The organism is Sphaerisporangium rhizosphaerae (genome assembly GCF_042665155.1).
GTDB lineage: Bacteria > Actinomycetota > Actinomycetes > Streptosporangiales > Streptosporangiaceae > Sphaerisporangium > Sphaerisporangium rhizosphaerae.
In genome coordinates this window covers 41,452-59,308 of the sequence record NZ_JBHTCG010000043.1, presented here as the reverse complement: position 1 = coordinate 59,308, position 17,857 = coordinate 41,452, and the positions used below count along the sequence as shown (strand labels likewise).

General features: G+C 69.0%; 21 protein-coding genes and 1 pseudogene. 10 read left to right on the top strand and 12 right to left on the bottom strand.

Annotation, left to right across the window (positions count from 1 at the left end):
* Window positions 1-127: pseudogene (locus ACFQSB_RS36575) on the top strand (IS630 family transposase); the annotation flags it as partial.
* 47 nt (window positions 128-174) lie between these two features.
* On the opposite strand, the gene ACFQSB_RS36570 reads toward ACFQSB_RS36575, so the two are convergent.
* Both ACFQSB_RS36570 and rarD read right to left on the bottom strand, forming a co-directional pair.
* The gene (locus ACFQSB_RS36570) at window positions 175-1,029 is read right to left on the bottom strand and encodes an LLM class flavin-dependent oxidoreductase (protein WP_380831624.1); all 855 of its coding nucleotides are present in this window, start codon (window positions 1,027-1,029) and stop codon (window positions 175-177) included.
* A 334-nt stretch (window positions 1,030-1,363) separates the two neighbouring features.
* Window positions 1,364-2,281, bottom strand: a complete 918-nt coding sequence (gene rarD / locus ACFQSB_RS36565; protein WP_380831622.1) for an EamA family transporter RarD — start codon at window positions 2,279-2,281, stop codon at window positions 1,364-1,366.
* Between the two features lie 139 nt (window positions 2,282-2,420).
* On the opposite strand from rarD, the gene msrA reads away from it, so the two are divergent.
* The 3 genes from msrA (at window position 2,421) to ACFQSB_RS36550 (ending at window position 4,189) form a co-directional block, all read left to right on the top strand.
* Window positions 2,421-3,083, top strand: a complete 663-nt coding sequence (msrA, locus tag ACFQSB_RS36560; RefSeq protein WP_380831620.1) for a peptide-methionine (S)-S-oxide reductase MsrA — start codon at window positions 2,421-2,423, stop codon at window positions 3,081-3,083.
* Between the two features lie 456 nt (window positions 3,084-3,539).
* Window positions 3,540-3,893 carry a type II toxin-antitoxin system RelE/ParE family toxin gene (locus tag ACFQSB_RS36555; protein WP_380831618.1) on the top strand — a complete coding sequence of 118 codons (354 nt, stop codon included), beginning with the start codon at window positions 3,540-3,542 and terminating at the stop codon, window positions 3,891-3,893.
* A complete protein-coding gene (locus ACFQSB_RS36550) occupies window positions 3,890-4,189 on the top strand; it encodes a helix-turn-helix transcriptional regulator (protein WP_380831616.1) in 300 nt (99 codons plus the stop codon). The genes ACFQSB_RS36555 and ACFQSB_RS36550 overlap by 4 nt, the downstream gene beginning before the upstream one ends.
* A 180-nt stretch (window positions 4,190-4,369) precedes the next feature.
* On the opposite strand, the gene ACFQSB_RS36545 is transcribed toward ACFQSB_RS36550, so the two are convergent.
* Both ACFQSB_RS36545 and ACFQSB_RS36540 read right to left on the bottom strand, forming a co-directional pair.
* Window positions 4,370-4,627, bottom strand: a complete 258-nt coding sequence (locus tag ACFQSB_RS36545; protein WP_380831615.1) for a heavy-metal-associated domain-containing protein — start codon at window positions 4,625-4,627, stop codon at window positions 4,370-4,372.
* Window positions 4,624-5,103: a nuclear transport factor 2 family protein gene (locus ACFQSB_RS36540; RefSeq protein WP_380831613.1), complete on the bottom strand. Its 480-nt coding sequence runs from the start codon at window positions 5,101-5,103 to the stop codon at window positions 4,624-4,626. The genes ACFQSB_RS36545 and ACFQSB_RS36540 overlap by 4 nt, the downstream gene beginning before the upstream one ends.
* Window positions 5,104-5,204: 101 nt before the next feature.
* On the opposite strand from ACFQSB_RS36540, the gene ACFQSB_RS36535 reads away from it, so the two are divergent.
* The 4 genes from ACFQSB_RS36535 to ACFQSB_RS36520 all read left to right on the top strand — a co-directional run bounded on the left by ACFQSB_RS36535 (window position 5,205) and on the right by ACFQSB_RS36520 (window position 7,901).
* Window positions 5,205-5,777 carry a TetR/AcrR family transcriptional regulator gene (locus tag ACFQSB_RS36535; protein WP_380831611.1) on the top strand — a complete coding sequence of 191 codons (573 nt, stop codon included), beginning with the start codon at window positions 5,205-5,207 and terminating at the stop codon, window positions 5,775-5,777.
* A 318-nt stretch (window positions 5,778-6,095) separates the two neighbouring features.
* Window positions 6,096-6,422, top strand: a complete 327-nt coding sequence (locus tag ACFQSB_RS36530; RefSeq protein ID WP_380831627.1) for a DUF6247 family protein — start codon at window positions 6,096-6,098, stop codon at window positions 6,420-6,422.
* 9 nt (window positions 6,423-6,431) lie between these two features.
* Complete coding sequence (locus ACFQSB_RS36525) at window positions 6,432-6,677, top strand: hypothetical protein (RefSeq protein WP_380831610.1); 246 nt, start codon at window positions 6,432-6,434, stop codon at window positions 6,675-6,677.
* Window positions 6,678-7,088: 411 nt separating this feature from the next.
* Window positions 7,089-7,901 carry a DUF1206 domain-containing protein gene (locus ACFQSB_RS36520; protein ID WP_380831608.1) on the top strand — a complete coding sequence of 271 codons (813 nt, stop codon included), beginning with the start codon at window positions 7,089-7,091 and terminating at the stop codon, window positions 7,899-7,901.
* Window positions 7,902-7,939: 38 nt separating this feature from the next.
* Here the strand turns inward: ACFQSB_RS36520 and ACFQSB_RS36515 are convergent, their stop codons facing one another.
* Entirely contained in the window at window positions 7,940-8,605 is a 666-nt protein-coding gene (locus tag ACFQSB_RS36515) for a response regulator (protein ID WP_380831606.1), read from the bottom strand.
* 52 nt (window positions 8,606-8,657) lie between these two features.
* Complete coding sequence (locus ACFQSB_RS36510) at window positions 8,658-9,980, bottom strand: sensor histidine kinase (RefSeq protein ID WP_380831605.1); 1,323 nt, start codon at window positions 9,978-9,980, stop codon at window positions 8,658-8,660.
* A gap of 234 nt (window positions 9,981-10,214) precedes the next feature.
* Here ACFQSB_RS36510 and ACFQSB_RS36505 point away from each other — a divergent pair, with 234 nt between their 5' ends.
* Complete coding sequence (locus ACFQSB_RS36505) at window positions 10,215-11,309, top strand: hypothetical protein (RefSeq protein ID WP_380831603.1); 1,095 nt, start codon at window positions 10,215-10,217, stop codon at window positions 11,307-11,309.
* 126 nt (window positions 11,310-11,435) lie between these two features.
* On the opposite strand, the gene ACFQSB_RS36500 is transcribed toward ACFQSB_RS36505, so the two are convergent.
* The 5 genes from ACFQSB_RS36500 to ACFQSB_RS36480 all read right to left on the bottom strand — a co-directional run bounded on the left by ACFQSB_RS36500 (window position 11,436) and on the right by ACFQSB_RS36480 (window position 16,033).
* Entirely contained in the window at window positions 11,436-11,879 is a 444-nt protein-coding gene (locus tag ACFQSB_RS36500; protein WP_380831625.1) for an MBL fold metallo-hydrolase, read from the bottom strand.
* Window positions 11,880-12,027: 148 nt separating this feature from the next.
* Window positions 12,028-12,651 carry a 5'-nucleotidase C-terminal domain-containing protein gene (locus tag ACFQSB_RS36495; protein WP_380831601.1) on the bottom strand — a complete coding sequence of 208 codons (624 nt, stop codon included), beginning with the start codon at window positions 12,649-12,651 and terminating at the stop codon, window positions 12,028-12,030.
* Window positions 12,652-13,047: 396 nt separating this feature from the next.
* A complete protein-coding gene (lgt, locus tag ACFQSB_RS36490) occupies window positions 13,048-13,944 on the bottom strand; it encodes a prolipoprotein diacylglyceryl transferase (protein WP_354837895.1) in 897 nt (298 codons plus the stop codon).
* Window positions 13,945-14,187: 243 nt separating this feature from the next.
* Window positions 14,188-14,754, bottom strand: coding sequence for a hypothetical protein (locus tag ACFQSB_RS36485; RefSeq protein ID WP_380831600.1), 567 nt, complete (start codon window positions 14,752-14,754; stop codon window positions 14,188-14,190).
* A 433-nt stretch (window positions 14,755-15,187) separates the two neighbouring features.
* Entirely contained in the window at window positions 15,188-16,033 is an 846-nt protein-coding gene (locus ACFQSB_RS36480) for a helix-turn-helix domain-containing protein (RefSeq protein WP_380831598.1), read from the bottom strand.
* A 142-nt stretch (window positions 16,034-16,175) separates the two neighbouring features.
* On the opposite strand from ACFQSB_RS36480, the gene ACFQSB_RS36475 reads away from it, so the two are divergent.
* Window positions 16,176-17,195, top strand: a complete 1,020-nt coding sequence (locus ACFQSB_RS36475; protein WP_380831596.1) for an alcohol dehydrogenase catalytic domain-containing protein — start codon at window positions 16,176-16,178, stop codon at window positions 17,193-17,195.
* Between the two features lie 36 nt (window positions 17,196-17,231).
* On the opposite strand, the gene ACFQSB_RS36470 is transcribed toward ACFQSB_RS36475, so the two are convergent.
* Entirely contained in the window at window positions 17,232-17,855 is a 624-nt protein-coding gene (locus ACFQSB_RS36470; protein WP_354837903.1) for a DJ-1/PfpI family protein, read from the bottom strand.
* Window positions 17,856-17,857 lie beyond the last annotated feature (2 nt).

Here is a 17,857-nt window from a genome sequence, read left to right as displayed (position 1 = left end):
GGACATCCGCGCCTGGATCGCCCACTGGAACCAGAACCCCAAACCCTTCGTATGGACCAAGACCGCCGAGGAGATCCTCGAATCACTCGCTAAATATTTGGGACGAATTTCAGGCGCGGGACACTAGGCCACCCACCAGCCAGGCCGGTCGCGCCACCGCCGGTCGTGCCTGCCTCAGGCTCCGCTGAGCAGGTCCACGACCGGCGCCAGCCGGTCGGCGTACATGGCGTTCACCGTGATGTAGGAGATCTGGTGGACGTCCCTGCGGCGCAGCAGCCGGTCGGCCATCTGCCGCGGGGAGCCGTTCAGGACGGCGATCGAGTCTGGCGGCAGGTCGGGGCCCATCTTGTCGGCCAGCCACGGCGGCACCTCGTCCCCGACCACGTGCAGCCCGAGGCTGAGCTCCAGGCGGTCGAAGTCGTCACTGGCCTGCCGGACCAGCCGCACGGGCTCGCCGAGCCCGTCCTCGGTGGTCGAGGGCGGCAGCCCCAGGGCGACGGTGTCGGCGTTCCTGGCGGCGAAACCCAGCATGCGCGCCCCGCCCGCCGCGATCAGCACCCGCGGCCCGGTCCCGCCGGCACCGGCGCGGTCCGCGCCCGCCGACGGCGCCTTCGTGGAGTCGTGCCACGTGCGGACCTGGCGGATGACCTCCTCCAGCTTCCTGATGCGCTGGTCCACCGTGCCGAACGGCACGCCGAGCCGGGCCGCGTCCCGCTCGGCGTCCGGCCGGCCGGCGCCCAGGCCCAGCTCGAACCGGCCACCGGACAGGAAGCTCAGGCCGTCGACCTCCCACGCGAGCTGCTCGGGCCGCCGGTTGGCGACCGACAGGACGAACGTGCCCAGCCCGATGGCCGACGTGGCCGCGGCGGCCGCGCTGAGCGCGGGCAGGGGCGGCAGGGTGTCCAGCGTGTCCGGCGTGAGGAACGTCGCGTACCCCAGGTCCTCGGCGCGGCGCGCGAGCGCGGTCCATTCATCGGCGCCGCGCGCCGTGGCGGCGACGACGCCGAACCGGAAAAGGCGATCTGCCATCGGGTCCTCCCTCGGGTCCCGTCGATGCTCTCTCGCGGGAGGAGGGCCCGTCGTCCGCCGGCCGAGGCGTCCGTCGTACCGCCAGGGACGTACCCGCGCCCGGACGGCTACCTCCGGCGATGTAGGAACCACGGACACGGGCCGGCGGAGCCACTTCGCCCCTCCGGACGTCTTGTCCGGGACGGCCTCCGACGCCCGGTCCTGGGAAGTGCAGACCTTCCGGCGCCCTATCCCAGGAGTGCCAGACGGTCCGGCGCCCTGTCCCGGGAGTGCCAGACGGTCCGGCGTACAAGCTGGGGGAGTCGAAGGGGCCGGCGCCCGGTCCTGGGAAGTGTCAGACGGTCTCCAGCGCCGGGGCGGGGGCGGTGGCGCGGCGGGTCGTGTGAGCGTGGCGCAGTCCTTCCCAGCTGAACATCGCCAGCGCCAGCCAGATGATCGCGAATCCCGCCCAGCGGCTGGGCGCCATGGTCTCGTGCGCCACCAGGACGCCGCACAGGAACTGCAGGATAGGTGCGATGTACTGCAGAAGCCCGATCACGCTGAGCGGTACCCGGATCGCGGAGGCCGTGAAGCACATCAGCGGAATCGCGGTGACCACGCCGCCGCCGGCCAGCAGCGCGGCGTGGCCGAGGCCCGCGGCGCCGAAGGTGGCCGTTCCCTGCGCCTGGAGGAACGCCAGGTAGGCCAGCGCGGGCACCAGCAGCACCAGCGTCTCCACGGTGAGGCTCTCGGCCGCCCCCACGTTCGCCGCCTTCTTGATCAGCCCGTAGGTGCCGAAGCTGACCGCGAGCACCAGGGCGATCCACGGCGGCCGGCCGTAGTCGACCGCCAGCACGATCACGGCCAGGGCGCCGAGCCCCACCGCCGTCCACTGCCAGGGCCGCAGCCGTTCCCGGAAGACGAGCACTCCGAACAGCACGCTCACCAGAGGGTTGATGAAGTACCCGAGCGCGCTCTCGACCACGTGCCCCGCGTTCACCGCGTAGATGTACACGCCCCAGTTCACCGAGACCGTCACGGCCGCCAGCGTCAGCAGGAGCAGCTTCCTCGGCTGTCTCGCCAGCTCGCGGAACCAGGACCAGTGGCGCCGTACGGCGAGCACGGCGATCACGGCCACCAGCGACCACACCACGCGGTGGGCGAGGATCTCGACGGCACCGGACGGCTTCAACAGGGGCCAGTACAGGGGGAACAGGCCCCACATCGTGTAGGCGGCTACGCCATACAGGACACCGCGGCGCGAATCAGGCATGTACCCTATCTTCGCTGCTGGCAGCCTTTACCACAAATAAGGATCTCTGAGCCAGATCTTAAGAGATGCTTACGCCAGGAACATTCACCGGTCGCCGGTGGTTGCCTAGTCTGCAAAGAGTGTCCGACGGAGGTGCACGATGGGTTGGCTCTTCGGCAAGAACAAGACTTCGATGGTAACGCCGCAGGAGGCACTCCCCGGCCGCGCCGAGGCGATACCGGTGCCCGCGCGGCACGCGGTCCTCGACGCGCCGCTGGCCCCGCCGTACCCCGACGGGACCGAGATCGCCGAGTTCGGCATGGGCTGCTTCTGGGGCGCCGAGCGCAAGTTCTGGCAGACCCCGGGCGTCGTCTCCACCTCGGTGGGGTACCAGGGCGGCCACACGCCCAACCCGACCTACGAGGAGGTCTGCACGGCCCTCACCGGCCACGCCGAGGTCGTCCGCGTCGTCTTCGACCCGTCCAAGGTCTCCTACGAGGAGCTGCTCAAGGTCTTCTGGGAGGCACACGACCCCACCCAGGGCATGCGCCAGGGCAACGACGTGGGCACGCAGTACCGCTCCGCGATCTACACCCACGGCCCCGCCCAGGAGAAGTCCGCCGAGGCCTCCCGCGACGCCTACCAGCAGGTCCTCACCACCGCCGGCTACGGCGACATCACCACCGAGATCACCCCGGCCCCCACCTTCTATTACGCCGAGGACTATCACCAGCAGTACCTATTTAAGGTGCCAAATGGGTATTGCGGCATAGGCGGCACGGGGGTCTCGTGTCCGATCGGTCTGACCACCGGCGAGGCCTGATCCATCGAACTGCGGACCGCACCCATCGGGGTGTGGTCCGCAGTCACGTGTGCGGGTCCGCACGGAATGGCCCTCGCTCCGCTCGGACCGTGTCTTTCGGGGCTCCCGCCCCCAAACCCCAAGGCAGGGGCTCCGCCCCGCACCCCCACCCGGGATGTCGTGCCCGCATGACCGACCACACAGGTGCGGTCACCCCCACCTGTACAAGAAGCCCAACAGCTACTGCGGCATCGGCGGCACCAACGTCAAGCTAGGCGACCCATCCGCGTGCCTGACGTCGGGCCTGGCGCCCAGCGAGAATAGCCCTGCCAGTCCTGGTTGTGTGGCACAGCTGGCCTCTGTGGCTTTGAGCCGCATTCGGTCGTCCAGCTTTGCCGCTGCAGGCATCGATGGGAAGCGCATCGTGTTCGGGTGCAAGCAGGACGTTACAGAGTCGTGGCTCATAGCATCAACGCTATGAGCTGGGGTACCCTGGAGCTGGAACCAGAGGTTCGGAAGTGGCTTGAAGATCTGCCTGCGGCGTCGTTCGCCAGGGTCGCGTTCTATGTCGATCTGCTGGCGGCGGAGGGCCCTCTGCTGGGCGAGCCCTACACGAAGCTTGACGGCAAGCTGTGTGAGCTCCGGTTTCATCTCGACGAGTTCGCGGTGCGCATCACCTACTGGATCGCACCTCGTCGCCGGATCGTGCTCTTGACCTTGTTCCACAAGACACGGTCACGCGATCACCGTGAGGTTGAGCGGGCTCGGCGAGCAATGCGTCGCTGTGTCGAACTGGCGCACACCGTCGACGAGGAAGAAGAAGCGGTATGAGCGAGCAGGAAAGCTGGCGAGAGCTCAGGGATCGCCGGATGGCCGAGCCGGGTGCGGCTGATGCCTATGAAGCTACACGTCTCGCCCACGAACTGGGAAAGACGGTGCGTGCGATGCGTGAGGAACGTGGTTGGAGCCAAAGCGACTTGGCTCGTGAGGCCGGCATGACCCAGTCGGCGGTGGCGCGGTTCGAAGCGGGCGGAACCGTTCCCACGTTGCCGGTTCTGGAGCGCCTGGCGCGTGCCTTGGACGCGGATGTCGAGGTCCGGCTGACGCCACGGGCTCCCGCTGCCTGAACTGAGGTGCCAGTGCCGCTCGGAAGTTCACTATCACGCGCCGAGAGCTTTGGGAGGCTATTGCGGCATCGGCGGCACCAACGTCAAGCCAGGTGTCCCGTCCGAGTGGGCCGTATGCCAGACGGAATTGGTCCCGACGGAGCGGTTTTCGCAGGTCTCTTTGTAAGGCTCGCGCTCGACTCACGGGCGTGAGCCGTCCTGCTGCCTGAATCCGGTGCGGCGATCGCCTGGCGCGTCAGCTAGTTCGTAGCCGGCTTCCTGGACTGCAGCGCGTACTTCGGCGATGTCGAGCCTCCGCTCGCTGGTCACCGTGACAGTGTCGCCTTCGAGGTCCACCGCCACGGCGGTAACGCCCTGGATGCGTTCGATCTCCTGGGTGACGAACTCCGCGCAAAGTCCGCAGGCCATCCCGATCACGGTGTGGGCCGTTACGGTCATGACGATATCTGCCTACGGTGGGACGTCTCCGTCGCCGGCTGTCCCGAGCCGACCTGGGTGCCTGCCCCGGCTTCTGTGATGTCCTCGGCCTCGACCGGAACGAACCGGGTGAGCATGTGCGCCTGTCGCATTCGCCCGTCGTCGGCAAACCGCCCGAAGAAGTGCACCTCCATACGGCCTTCCCGCTTCCGGTTCTGGAAGTGCAGGGTGTAGCGGGCGGCGATCCGGTCCCCGTCGGCTATTGCCTCGTGCACCTCCCAGCGAGCACTGGGTTGATGCTTATGTGCCGGACGGGCGTGCGCGATGAGCTTGGTCCGGTCCATCCGGGTGCCGTCGGCGATCTGGACGATGTCTGGTGTGTGGTAGCGGTCGACGATGAGCGCCACGTCCTCGCTGCCGCACACCAGGTCGTGCATGAAGTAGGTGAAGAAGTCGGCTATGAACTGCTTTGGGTTGGTGCGATCGAGCGTGCGCATGCTACCTCCACCAGGCTGCAGTTTCTACGTAACCTTTACGAGCTGTAAGATATAAGTCTCCCAACAAGTTTGGCAAGGTGTAAGAGTTGAGTCCGTCTCCGATGCGTAACCGCCGTGCCGATGCCCGCCGCAACAGGCTCGCCATCCTCGACGCGGCGATCCATCTGCTCGACGCGCAGCCAGATGCCAGCCTCGACACCATCGCCATCGCTGCCGGGATGACCCGGCAGACCATCTACGCCCACTTCCCATCGCGGGAGCATCTGATGGGGGCCGTCGTCGATCGAATGACCGAGGATGCCGTTGCGGCGATGGACGCGGCTGACCCGGACAGCGGACCCGCAGCGGACGCATTGATGCGCGTACTTCAGGCCGGTGCCCGGACCGCAGAGCGGTATCCCGTCCTTACCAAGCGAATCAGTTCCCTCCCGGTGAGCCCGCAGGTCGACCAGGAACGCCACGCACCCGTCGCCGATCGGATCAATCGAGTGATCCAGCGCGGCCAGCAGAGCGGAGAATTCGACAACCGACTCCCGTCCGACTGGCTCGCCGCGGTCGTCATCAAGATCGGTCACGCTGCGGGCGAAGAGGTCGACGCCGGTCGGATGTCGCGCTCCGAGGCGGCCAACGCACTGCGCACCGTCATGCTCCGGGTGCTCGCGGCCCCAGCGTAAGGCTGTCGGATATGGCAGGACGGTCAGCGACAGACGACGCGATCACCGTCTGAGGCCGGAAGCGAGTCGCTGCCACCAGCAGCACCTTCTCGAACAAACGGCTACTGCGGTATAGGCGGCACCAACGTCAAGCTACGTGACCCATCCGAGCGAGACGACTGAGGCTGTGGATCTTCCACCATGGTTGATTTGCCGAAGACCAAAGGCTTCTGCCGTGTGGCTCCGAGAGGCGTCATGGATGTTGCGCCCGCTCGGCCTGCCGGGTTGCCTGTGAAGTGTCGGGAGGATCCTCTAGCCTGACGGAAGGAGGTGACCGACATGATGACCGCAGAACCACATGGGCACAGGGCTGTCGCGCCTTTCCTGCCCGCGCCGGACAAGACACCGCGTGCGATCCGGGCCGCTCTGCTTCCCGAAGAGGTCGGAGACTTCGACCGGGAGTTCCGGGCTGTCATGGCCGAGGCGACGGAGACTCTTGACCTAACGGTGGTGACCTCGTTCGTCGAGCGATGGTGGCGAGTCGCCTGGTCGTCGGCTGACGCCTCGGGCCACCGCGCGATGCTCGACCATGCGGATCGGCTGGTCCGGGGCGAAAACGTGGCCGCCCGATCGTGGGCCGAGACCAAGGCGCGGCTGGGGCTGTAAATGTATGCGGTGGAGATCGAGGACGGCGCGGCCGAGGAGATAGCAGCCCTTCCCAAGGAAGGGCTGCTATCGTTCGCGTCGCTCGTCGACCTGCTTGAGATCCATCCGTGGAGCGGGGACTCTTATAACAGGAAACGTCCCGATGCGAACATGCGTGCACACGCCTTCGGTGATTGTCGAGAAGGCCTGGCCGTTTATCTCATACTCGAAGACCAACTGCGCGTAGTTGTCTTACGGGTTCTCTGGCTTAGTTGACAGCAGCCGATCGCGCACGGCGGTTTGCCAGAGGCCTGATCAGCCGGATTCTGGCTCGCTATTCCTACGGTCATCGCGGCATCGTTGGCACCGGCGTGAGCTGCCCCATCGGCCTCACCACCGGCGAGGCTTGATCGCGGAGCCCGATCTCACGAGTGGCGGGTCCTACTCGGAAGTCGCGCCTGATCCTGGAGCCCGCCCCGCCTAGTGGCGGGCTCCGCCGTGGAAATGGCCCTCGCTTCGCTCGGACCGGGATGTCGTGTCCGCGCTTTCGCGGTGTCCGCACGAATGAGTCGGCGCCACCAACCGGCACATTGGTTATATGGCGGGAAGTGGGTACGAACATCGCACGTTTGACCGACCCGGTCCAGGTCAGCAGCCAGACCGACCTGCCATCCGAGAGGAACATCGATGTCGACCGCGAAGCAGGCCGGCCGGCGGCTGGAGGGTGCGGCCCGGCGAGTGGCCGACCACCCCGTCCTGGAGAAACTCGCCAAAGTCGGATTCGCCTCCCGCGGCGTCCTGTACGCGATCATCGGGCTGGCCGCCCTCCAGATCGCCTACGGCAGAGGTGGGGAGGCCGACAAGAGTAGTGCGATCCACATCGTGCGCGACGCGCCTCTCGGTGACACTCTGCTCTGGGTCATGGCCGTCGGCCTGGCCGCATTGACGATCTGGCACGTCTCCGAGGCCATCTGGGGTCGGCCCGAGGTCCATTACCGCGTCGAGTCCATCGCCAAGGCCGCCGTCTACATCGCCCTTGTGTTCTCGATGGTGGCCCTGCTCACCCAGAACAAGGCCGCCTCCTCGACCGACAGCCAGTCGCAGGATGCCGCCAAGGCGCTGTTCGACCTGCCCGGTGGCCAGATCCTGGTCGCCCTGATAGCGCTTGCCTTGATCGGCTTCGGCGTGTCCTGGATCCACGAGGGGTGGACCGGGAAGTTCATGCGGGACATGCACGTGGCGGAGCCGCGCGCCCACGCTCTCGTGGTCCACATCGGCAAGGTCGGCTATGTCGCCCGTGGCGTCATCGCTCTCGCCGCCGGCGCGCTGATCGGCCAGGCGGCCCTCACATACGACCCCGACAAGGCGGTCGGCATCGACGGCGCGCTCAAGTCGCTCGCTGATACCCCGATCGGTCCATGGCTGCTCGTCGTGATCGCTGTCGGCTTGGTGCTGTTCGCCGTTTACTGCTTCGCGGAGGCCCGCTGGCACCGGGTGTGAGCCGTACGACTTGCGAATGCGGTGGCGGGCGATCGCGGTCACGGGGTGGCGTGGCCGGTGGCCCAGGCCCAGGCGGCGATGCCGACGCGGTTCCGGGCCCCGAGCTTGCGCTGGATGCCGGCGATGTGGTTCTTGACCGTACCGGGCGAGATGAACAGGGCGGTCGCGATCTCGGCGTTGGTGTGACCTTGGGCGACCAGGCGGGTGATCTGGGCTTCGCGATCGGTGAGCCGCGTGCGGTCGGCGCGGTCGGACGCGGGTTGCGGTGGCGCGGTGAAGGCGCGTAGGAGCCGTACGGTGATCTGCGGGCTGATGAGGGTGTCACCCGACATGGCCGCGCGGACGGCTTCGGCGAGGAGGGTGGGGCTGGAGCGTTTCAGCAGGAAGCCGCAGGCGCCGTTGCGCAGTGCGGTGTGGACGTAGTCGTCGAGGTCGAAGGTGGTGACGACCACGACACGGATCGGGTCGTCCACCTGTGGCCCGGCGAGCAGGCGGGTCACCTCGAGCCCGTCGACGCGGGGCATCCGGATGTCGGCGAGCACCACGTCCGGGCGCAGATGGCGGGCCTGTTCGACGGCGGTCGCCCCGCAGGCGGCCTCGGCGACGACGGTCATGTCCGGCTGGGCGTCAAGGATGATCCGGAACGCGCTGCGGATGTTCTCCTGGTCATCGGCGACCAGAACGCGGATCGGCCCGCCGGTCATGCCGTCACCGGCCGGATGTCCCCGCCGGTCACCGGCCCGACGTCCGCGCCGGTCATGCCGTCACCGGGCGGATGTCGCCGCCGGTCACCGGCCGGATGTCCTCGCCGTGGAGCGAGGCGGCCAGCGGCATGGTGGCGGTGACACGCCATCCGTGCGGAGCATGGGGGCCGGCGGCCAGCTCGCCGCCGAGCGCTTCGACGCGTTCGGTCAGGCCGGCCAGGCCGAACCCGCCGCCACGGCCCGCGGTGCCGAGCACGTGGGCGGCGGATGCGGGGCCGGTTCGAGCGTTGTCGGATGGGGGTCCGGTTCGGGCGTCGTCTGTCACGGTGACCTCCAGGGCGCCCCCGGTGAGGTCACCCACGATACGGCGGACGGTGACCTCCACCCGGCTCGCCGTCGCCGCGTGGCGGCGCACGTTGGTCAGTGCCTCCACGACGATCCGGTACGCCGTGGCGGCCACTTCCCGGGGCAGGACGCCATCGGGGTCTTCGAGTCGCGCGTCGATGTCGAGGCCGACCACTGCGGTGCCGGAGCCGGAGAACCGATCGGCCAGATCTCGAAGGTCCGCCAGTGCCGGGAGCGGCGTTCTGCCCGCCGACTCCCCGGCCGCGAGATCGTCCGCGTCATGCAGCATCCGCACGGTCCGGTCCATCGATGCCAGCGCCTGGAGCGCGGCCTGCTCGATGCGCTGGAACGCGGCCACCGCCCGCTGCGGGTCCTGTTCGGCGAGGATCCGGCCGGCCTGGGCTTGGGCGAGCATCCCGCTGACGTCATGGGCGACGAAGTCGTGCAGGTCGCGGGCGAGTTGCGTGCGTTGCGCCTGGCGCGCCGCGCGTACCGAGCGGGCGCGATGGTCGTCCAAGGACCGCAGGTAGAGCCCGACCGTGGCCGCGAGTGCCGCCGACAGCCCCCAGACGGCGAATCCGGCCAACGCCGCGGTGGTCGCGGGCCCCAGCCCGAACCGCAGCAGCAGGACCGGCGTGGCCGCCCCCGCCAGTCCCGCGGCGATCAGCGCGTGGCGGGCGGGCGCGGCGCGTACCACCAGGATGACCAGCACGAGCAGGCTCGCGGACTCGCCGACCATCCAGCCGGTCGCGGAGGTCGCCGCTCGGTGTTCACCGCTGAGCAGCAGGACGCCGGCGGTCGCGGCCAGCGACACGATGCCCGCCCCGCCGGTGACCGCCGCGATCCGGCGGCCGTCGTACGGCCAGGCGGCGAGCACCCCGAGCGCGGCCGCCATCGTCAAGGACATCGGCAGCGTGGCCGGCGGGCCGTACGCGGGCGCGGTGACGATTCCGGTCAGCGCCACCAGGACGGCGACGGCCGCGCCGGTCCGCCGGCGCCACCGCGGGGCTCCGCTGAGTCGTGTGCGCATATCCCGAGCCTAGATACCAAGCCTTTCCCCCGGCCTGTGCCGAACGGCACATTCACCCGCCCGAATCCTCCTCGGCCATGCCGTTCGGCACCTGGGCCGACGGCCCTTGTCTCCTCGACCCTGAATTCAGGAGCACAGGGCCGTGGACAAGGGTTCGCGCCCCCTGGGATGCCTGCGGGCGCGGGTGCGTCCGGACGTGATTCCGGAACAAGATCAATGGGATGTGATGGGGAGATGCTCCGCTGGTGGAGGTACTGGCCGGCCTGGTCCGGATACGCCGCGGCCGCGTGGTCGCTGTCATATGGGGCGCTCGGGCTCTTCTGGGCGCTGGGCGGCGGCGGTTTTCCGTTCGCGTCCGTCGACGACGAGCATGCGACGGGTTCGATCCTGGAGGGCGGCCAGGTCGGGATCGTCGCTCCGGCCATGGCCGTCATCGGACTGGTCGGCGCGATGGTCGCGCCGGCGATGGCCAGGGCATGGGGACGGGGCGGCACCCGTACGGCGCTGGTCGTCTTCGGCTGGGCCCTGGCCGGGACGCTCGCCCTGGTGATCCCTGACTACACCCTGCTCGTGCTGGTGGCCTTCGCCCCGGTGCTGCTGGTGTTCGCCTTCACCGGGGTGCCGGGGCCGCAGGACGGCATCGGGAGCATTTTGTACTGGCATCGGGTGAACCTGATCGTCGTCTTCGCCGGTGGCCTGCTGTGGGCCCTGGCGACCCTCGCGTACCAGAGGCGTACCAGGCAGGCGTGCGCGCATTGCGGCCGGCGGGACGCGGTGACCGGGCGGTGGACGACGCCGGACGCGGCGCGCCGCTGGGGCCGATGGGCGGTCTACGTGGCGTGCGCCGCGCCCGTGCCGTACGAGGTCACCAGAATCGCCTGGTATTTCGGAATCCCGCTCGGCATCCCCGAGGACTTCGCGCGGATGATGCGGGAGACGCCCGGCATGCTGGAGGTGGGACTCGGCTGCGCCATCGCGTCGATCTGCGGATGCGTCCTCACCCACGGCCTCGTCCACCGGTGGGGCGAGGTCTACCCACGCTGGGTCCGGTTCAAGGCGGGCCGGCGAGTTCCGCCGGCGCTCGCCGTGATCCCCGCGTCCGTCATCGCGGTCGTCCTGATACCCGCCGGCCTGATGAACGTCCGGATGGGCGTCGATCTCGCCTCGTGGGGCGCCAACGCGCCGAGCATGCTGTGGATCGTGTGGGGCGCCGCACTCGGCGCCGCCGCCTGCGCCTACGGCCTGCGCCGGCGCGGAACCTGCCGCCACTGCCAGGCGGCCGAGGACGTCGACCGGTGTCTCCGGGAGGGCGATCAGATGCGGCTCTGACGGGCCGCCGCCGGTCGCCACCGTGGCTGAGGGGTACTGCTCACCGCCAAGCGGGCGGTCAACCTGGCCGGGCTGCCGTGGGTTGCCGCCGCCGCCACCGCCGCCGCCGCGGTCGGCGGAACAGACTCAGCTCGGCGACGCCCAGGGCCGGCCCGTCGGCAGGTTCACCACTCGCAGGTCCGGCCCGGCCAAGGCCATCGCCTCCGAGGCGGTGACGGTGGTGCGGAACAGCACCGAGAGCGGATCACGCCCGTGTGCGTCATGCACCGGGATCAGGACCTCCGCGCCGACCGCGCGTGCCCCGGCCACCGCCTGGGCGGGGCCCATCACCAGGCGCGGCCCGAACAGCGGTCGCAGGCCGTTCACCGGGAGCAGTGCCACGTCCACCGGAGGATGCTCGGCCCGGTACCGCTCCAGCGGCGCCACCTCGGCGATCTCTCCGCCGAAGAACACTGATCGAGCACGCCCTCGCCTGCCCTCGCAGCTTCGCCGACTGCGAGCACGCCCGTGAGCAGATCGCGGCTCGTATCCCGCCCGGCCGCGCGCACTGTGGCCCCGACACGTATTGATGCCTGGAGCGAAGTGTCACCACACGCTCCAGGCCGGGGCTCCGGCTCTGCAAGTCGGGTACATCAGGCATCGTCCATCGGACGAGGTGGTGCGGCTTGCGCTGCCTGAGCCGTCGAGTCGCCGCTCGACGGCTCAGGGTCGGCTCAGGTCAGGCTTGCTCCTCAGGGCCGGGAAAAGCGAACGCCTCCAGGTAGCGGAGCGAGGACGACGGCGTGAGCACCCAGCCCTCCGCGTTCGGGTGGGCGAGGACGGACTTCAGCGCGGCGCCGGTGACCTCCCACACGTCCACCGCGAACCCGGCAGGAAGCGTCGCGAACACCTCCTCGTAGGTGACCGGGCCCGCGTCGAGGTCCAGGTGGAATCCGTACCTGCTGACCAGGGCGGCCTCAGCGCCCGACCGGGCCTGGACGGCGTCGAGGTCGGCATCGGCGACCAGTTCGGCCAACGGGCCGCCGCTGGGCGTGCGAACGATGGGCTCGGAGGTCTCGCCGAAGGTGTCGTCCGCGTCGGGCATGCCGCACTTGAAGTAGTACAGCGTGTTCGACGTGAGACCGTCGGGTTGCCTGAGCTCGATCTGGACCGACGTCTGACCTGATGTCGGTGTCTCGGCGTCCCATTCCCAGTCGAGCGTCGCGAGCAGGGCTGTGAAGCTGCCGTTGTGCTTGGTGGGGGATTTGAGGCCTTTCCAGTGCTCGGTGCCGACGATGCGGTATTGGATGAGTTGCAGGCCCGGAGGGAGTCCTTCGAAGGTTCCGTAGACATTGAAGGTCACGGGGCACTTCGTCGCAGTGGTCCGCTCGAATGAGAGGGTGAGTTTCTGTACGGGATTGCCGGCCGATGCGAGTGGGGTGGAAGCCGTACCTGAAAAGGGACGCTGGGGTGCGGCTTGCGCGGAGGGGACGAAAGCGCCGGATGCCAGGATCGCGACGCTCGCCAGCCCTCCGATACGACGTCCAGCCCTACTGGGTAATCCCACGGTCTTCCCATCTGTCGATGACGACAAGGACGAGCGGAGACTAGCCACACCGGCCGACAATTACGCGCGCCGAATGAGTGGAACGTTGACGAGAGAACCGGCCGCGGCTCCCGGCGGTCCGGCCAAGTGCGTCGCACCGTTCCCGTATCTCGCCGCGACGGCATTCGGGAGGCTTACGGCATGCCTGTCGGGTCAGGTGCTCTCGACGGGATCGGAGGTGTGCCCGCCGTTCTCCTCGGGCGAGGCCGTGTGTCGCGCGGCCGGTACCACGATCTCTTCGGTGTCCTTGTCGCGCGTCACCCAGAGATGGACGAGCGCGCCGACGAACAGCACGATCGAGGTCCACTGGTTGATCCGCAGCCCCAGGAACGTGACCGCGTGGTCCACTCCGCCCACCGGGTCGATGCGCAGCCCTTCGATCCAGAACCGCCCGAAGGTGTACCCGGCGACGTAGAGGGCGAACAGGCGGCCGTGGCGCAGCGTGAACCGCCTGCCGGCCATGATCAGTGCGAAACCGAGCGCCGCGTCCCACAGCGACTCGTACAGGAACGTCGGATGGTAGAGCACGCCTGGCTCGCCGCCGTGCGCCTGGTCGATCTCCAGGCCCCACGGCAACGTGGTCGGACCGCCGTACAGCTCCTGGTTGAACCAGTTGCCCCAGCGGGCGATCGCCTGCCCGAACGCGATGGTGGGCGCGACCGTGTCGGCCACGGCGCCCAGAGACAGCCCCCGGCGGCGGCAGGCCAGCCACATGCCCACGCCTCCCAGGGCGACCGCGCCCCAGATGCTGAGCCCGCCCTCCCAGATGAACAGCACCCGGTAGGGCTCCTTGATCGCGCGCGGGCCGAAATAGGTCTGCCAGTCGGTGATGACGTGGTAGAGGCGAGCGCCGATCAGTCCGAAGATCACCGCGGGGAGCGCGAGGTCGCTGATCGTGCCCTTCTCGCCGCCGCGGGCGCGCCAGCGGCGCTCGCTGAGCCAGATGCCGAAGAGGATCGCGACGACGAAGCTCAATGCGTAGGCCCGGATCGGGATGAATCCGAGATACCAGACCCCCTCGGAAGGGCTCGGAATCGAGGCAAGGGGCATGCCGGTGAGGCTAGTGAACCTGAGGCCGCTTGGCCGCCTTCGTGACCTGATCGCAAACTTCTACGGCGTGACGGCGCCGCTGGTCATGCGCGAGCCGCGCGGGTCACGGCCCGGCCCGGACTCACCAGGTTCAGGCGGTGCGGGCCGTTGACGGGCACGCCGCCGGCCCCCGACCGTGAGCGCGGCGGCGGTGAACGCCGCCGCGACGCCTCGCGACGTTGGACGGGCCGGACGGCTCGTCGATCAGTAGGCGCACTGCACCACGACGTCGTCGAGATCGACCTGGGCGGCGTGCCAGTACGGGTTCCGCTGTCCCACGGCGAACCGCAGCACGACGTCGGAGCGTTGCGCCGTCCAGCTCACCGTCTGGAGTTCCCAGCCGTGGATCCAGTCCTGGGTGATCGACTTCAGTGCGATGTACGTCCAGGTGTCAGGGTCGATCACTTCCAGGTTGAACGAGGCCCACTCTCCCCACAGCTCCGTCCAGACGCCGGCGGTGCATCGCGCGCCCGGGTGGAGGCTCACCGGGGTGAGGTGGATGGTCCGCCCGAGCGCGCACCAGTCGCCCCCCGTGTAGGCCGACATGCTGGCCCAGCCGCTCCCCGTGCGCGGCGTGCTCGACGCGCCGCCGAACGACGGGCCGCCGCATCCGCCGTTCACGGTGAACGTCCATCGAGACGCCGGATTCGTCGACGGCTCGAACCCGTCGGTGAGCTGCCAGACCCCCGCGGACGCGGGCCCGGCGGGCACGAGAACCGCTGCGACGGCGATGACCGCCGCCATCAACGCGCGCGACAGTGCTGAGCGCATGAATGAACTCCCACGTCTCGAGTCGGAACCAGGAAAGCAAGGTGAATGGTCCGCGTCGAGAGGGCGCCACTCGCGACGACATTGTCATTCTGGCGGCTGTCGCGGGAGTGTCAATGAAGGGGCGGCCAGATCTTTGTGGGGTGCGAAATCGGCCACGCGGGCGGCCGGTCGCCCGAAAGGCGGCTCCGAAACATTCACGGCGGTTTTCCGGCGGATGACGTACCCGCTGCGGTGAGCACGGTGGAAGTGCGTGTCACCGCGAGCGAGAAATTTCTATGACAAGCCCCGCTGCGATGTGGCGATATTCGTCAGTGCGAGACCCGGCGCGGCGTACCCGGCGGGCGGCACCGAGACGTGGCGCCTGAAATGGTGGACCGGGTGCGCCTGGTCGTGGAATCCGGCCTCGACGGCCACTTCGGCCGGTGGTTCGCCTTTATCCGCGAGGTCGATCGGCCGGTGGCGTCCATCGGAGCAGACGTTCCAGAGCCTTTTCGGAGGCCGACCCCGGCTCGGTGGTGTAGATGTAGAGGATCTGATCGTCGGTACCGGAGACGGGGAAGGCCTCGTACGCGACCGTCAGTTCGCCGACCAGCGGGTGCCGGTACCGCTTGTGCCCGCGCCGATGCTGCACCACGTCGTGTGCCGACCACCATGTGGCGAACTCCGGCGAGGCCGCCGACAGTTCCTCGATCAGCGCCGCGAGCCGGGGGTCGTGCGGGAACAGGCCGACCTGCCGGCGCAGCGAAGCGACGTTGTCCCGGGCGACCTCCTCCCATTCGACGTAACGTTCGCGGGCGAGCGGGTCGAGGAACACCCAGCGCGCGTGGTTGCGTTCGTCCGGGGGGCGCGCGTCGAAGTCGACCATGAGCCTGCGCGCGCCTTCGTTGGTGCCGACGATCGCCAGGCAGCGCCCCAGGATGAACGCCGGCGTGCGGATCGAGTCGAGCACCCATCGCATCGCGGGACGCGGCTCCGGCGATTCGACCAGGCATGTCCGGTCGTCCGGACCCCGGACGAGGTTCACCATGTGTGCGTACTCGTCGTCACTGAGGCGAAGTGTGCGGCCGACGCCCGCGAGGATGTGGTCCGACGGCGAGACGCGGCCCTGCTCGAAGCGGATGTAGTAGTCGACGCTCACGCCGACGAGGTGGGCGACCTCCTCCCGCCGGAGTCCTTCGACGCGCCGTGCGGTGACGCCTTCGGAGATCCCCGCCTCCTGCGGGGTCACCCGTGCTCGCCGGGCGCGGAGGAACTCGCGCAACGGTTCGTTCGTAGGCACATCGTCATTATCCAGGAGCCGAAGGGGGGTCTCCTCGACCCCCTGTTGCCGGGACCGACCGTCCCGTGAAGCCTTCCTGAGCGGGCCGCCGGCTGGTCGACTGGGCGCCGGGTCACGCACGAGCCACAGGAAGGGGCCGACCATGCCGACCATGAAGGCCGCGGTCGTCGGCGAGGTGAACGCTCCGTGGGTGCTGCAGGACGTTCCGATGCCGGAGGCCAGGTCGCATCAGGTGCTCGTGAAGATCCACGCGTGCGGGGTGTGCTACACCGACGCGCTGCTCGCGCAGGGTGTCCTGTCGCTCCGGCCCTTCCCGATGGTGCTCGGGCACGAGGGCGTCGGCGAGGTGGTCGCCGTCGGTGAAGGTGTGACGTCGCGGGTCGTGGGTGATCGCGTCGGCCTGCCGATCACCCAGAGGCCGTGCGGCAGGTGCGCGTTCTGCCGGGAGCGCCATCCCGACAGCTTCGTCACGGCGAACAACTGTGTCGCTCCGGTGCTGACCGGGGTGAACGTGGACGGTGGGCAGGCGGAGTACATCGCCGTCGACGCCGAAGGGACCGTGCTCCTGCCCGATGGGCTCTCGTACGAGTCGGCGGCGCCGACGGTGTGCGCCGGCTACACGGTGTGGGCCGCGCTCCGCCGTGCCGATGCCAAGCCGGGCGCGCGAGTCGCCGTGCTGGGCATCGGAGGGGTCGGGCATCTCGGGATCCAGTTCGCGAAGGCCGCCGGGTACCACGTCATCGCGATGACCCGCTCTCCCGACAAGCACGAACTGGCGCGGCGGCTCGGCGCCGACGACGTCGTGTCCGACGGTGCGGGTTTGAAGGCCGCGGGAGGCGCCGATGTACTGCTGCACACCGCTCCGACGCACGGTCCCGCGGTCGACGCGCTCAAGGGGTTGCGTCCGTGGGGCAAGCTCGTGCTCATGGGGATCTCGGCCGAGGCCACCTTTCCCCTTCCGGCTCTCGCCGTCACGAGCCACGCTTTCGAGATCGTCGGCTCGGCGCACAACGGGCCGGAGTACCTCGCCGAGGCGCTGCGGATGGTCGCCCGCGGTCAGGTCACACCGATGATCGAGATCTTCCCGAAGGAGAGGGTGGGGGAGGCCTACGAACGCCTCCTCACGGGCCGGTTGAGGTTCCGCGCCGTCGTCACGTACTGACGCCGCCGTGAGCGGGCCGCCTGGGCTGCGGCGGTTTCAGGCCGGACGTAGGTAGGAGCGCATCAGAGCGGTGATCTCCTCGGGAGCGGTTCGGGGTGTTCCGGCGTTGAAAGGTGGCCGTGGGGCGTACTCCAGGCCGAGTTGGATCGCCATGGCCACCTCCTCGCCCGCCAGCAAGGACGCCAGGTAGAGCGCCATGTCGATGCCCGCCATCACGCCGCCCGACGTTATGATCTTGCCTGCCCTGACGAAGCGTTCGTCGACCGGCTGCGCCCCGAAGCCGGCGAGCAGGTCGTAGGCCACCCAGTGCGTGGTCGCCTTCACTCCCTCCAGCAGGCCCGCCGCGCCGAGGGTGAGCGAGCCCACGCATACCGAGGTGGTCCACGTCGTGGTGGGATGCGCCGTCCTGACGTAGTCGATCAGTTCGTGGTCCGCCGTGCTGCGCTTCACGTCCTTGGTGCCGGGCACCACCAGGACGTCCGGTCTCGGCACGTCGGCGAAGGAAGCGGCCGCGGTGAGGGTGACCTCCGCGTCGGCGATGACGCCCGGCCGCTCGGCCACGAAGGTGACCGTCGCGCCAGGGACGTTCCGCAGCACGAAGTACGGCCCCAGCGCGTCCATGGCGTCGAAACCCTCGTACAGGGGGATGGCGATATGCATGG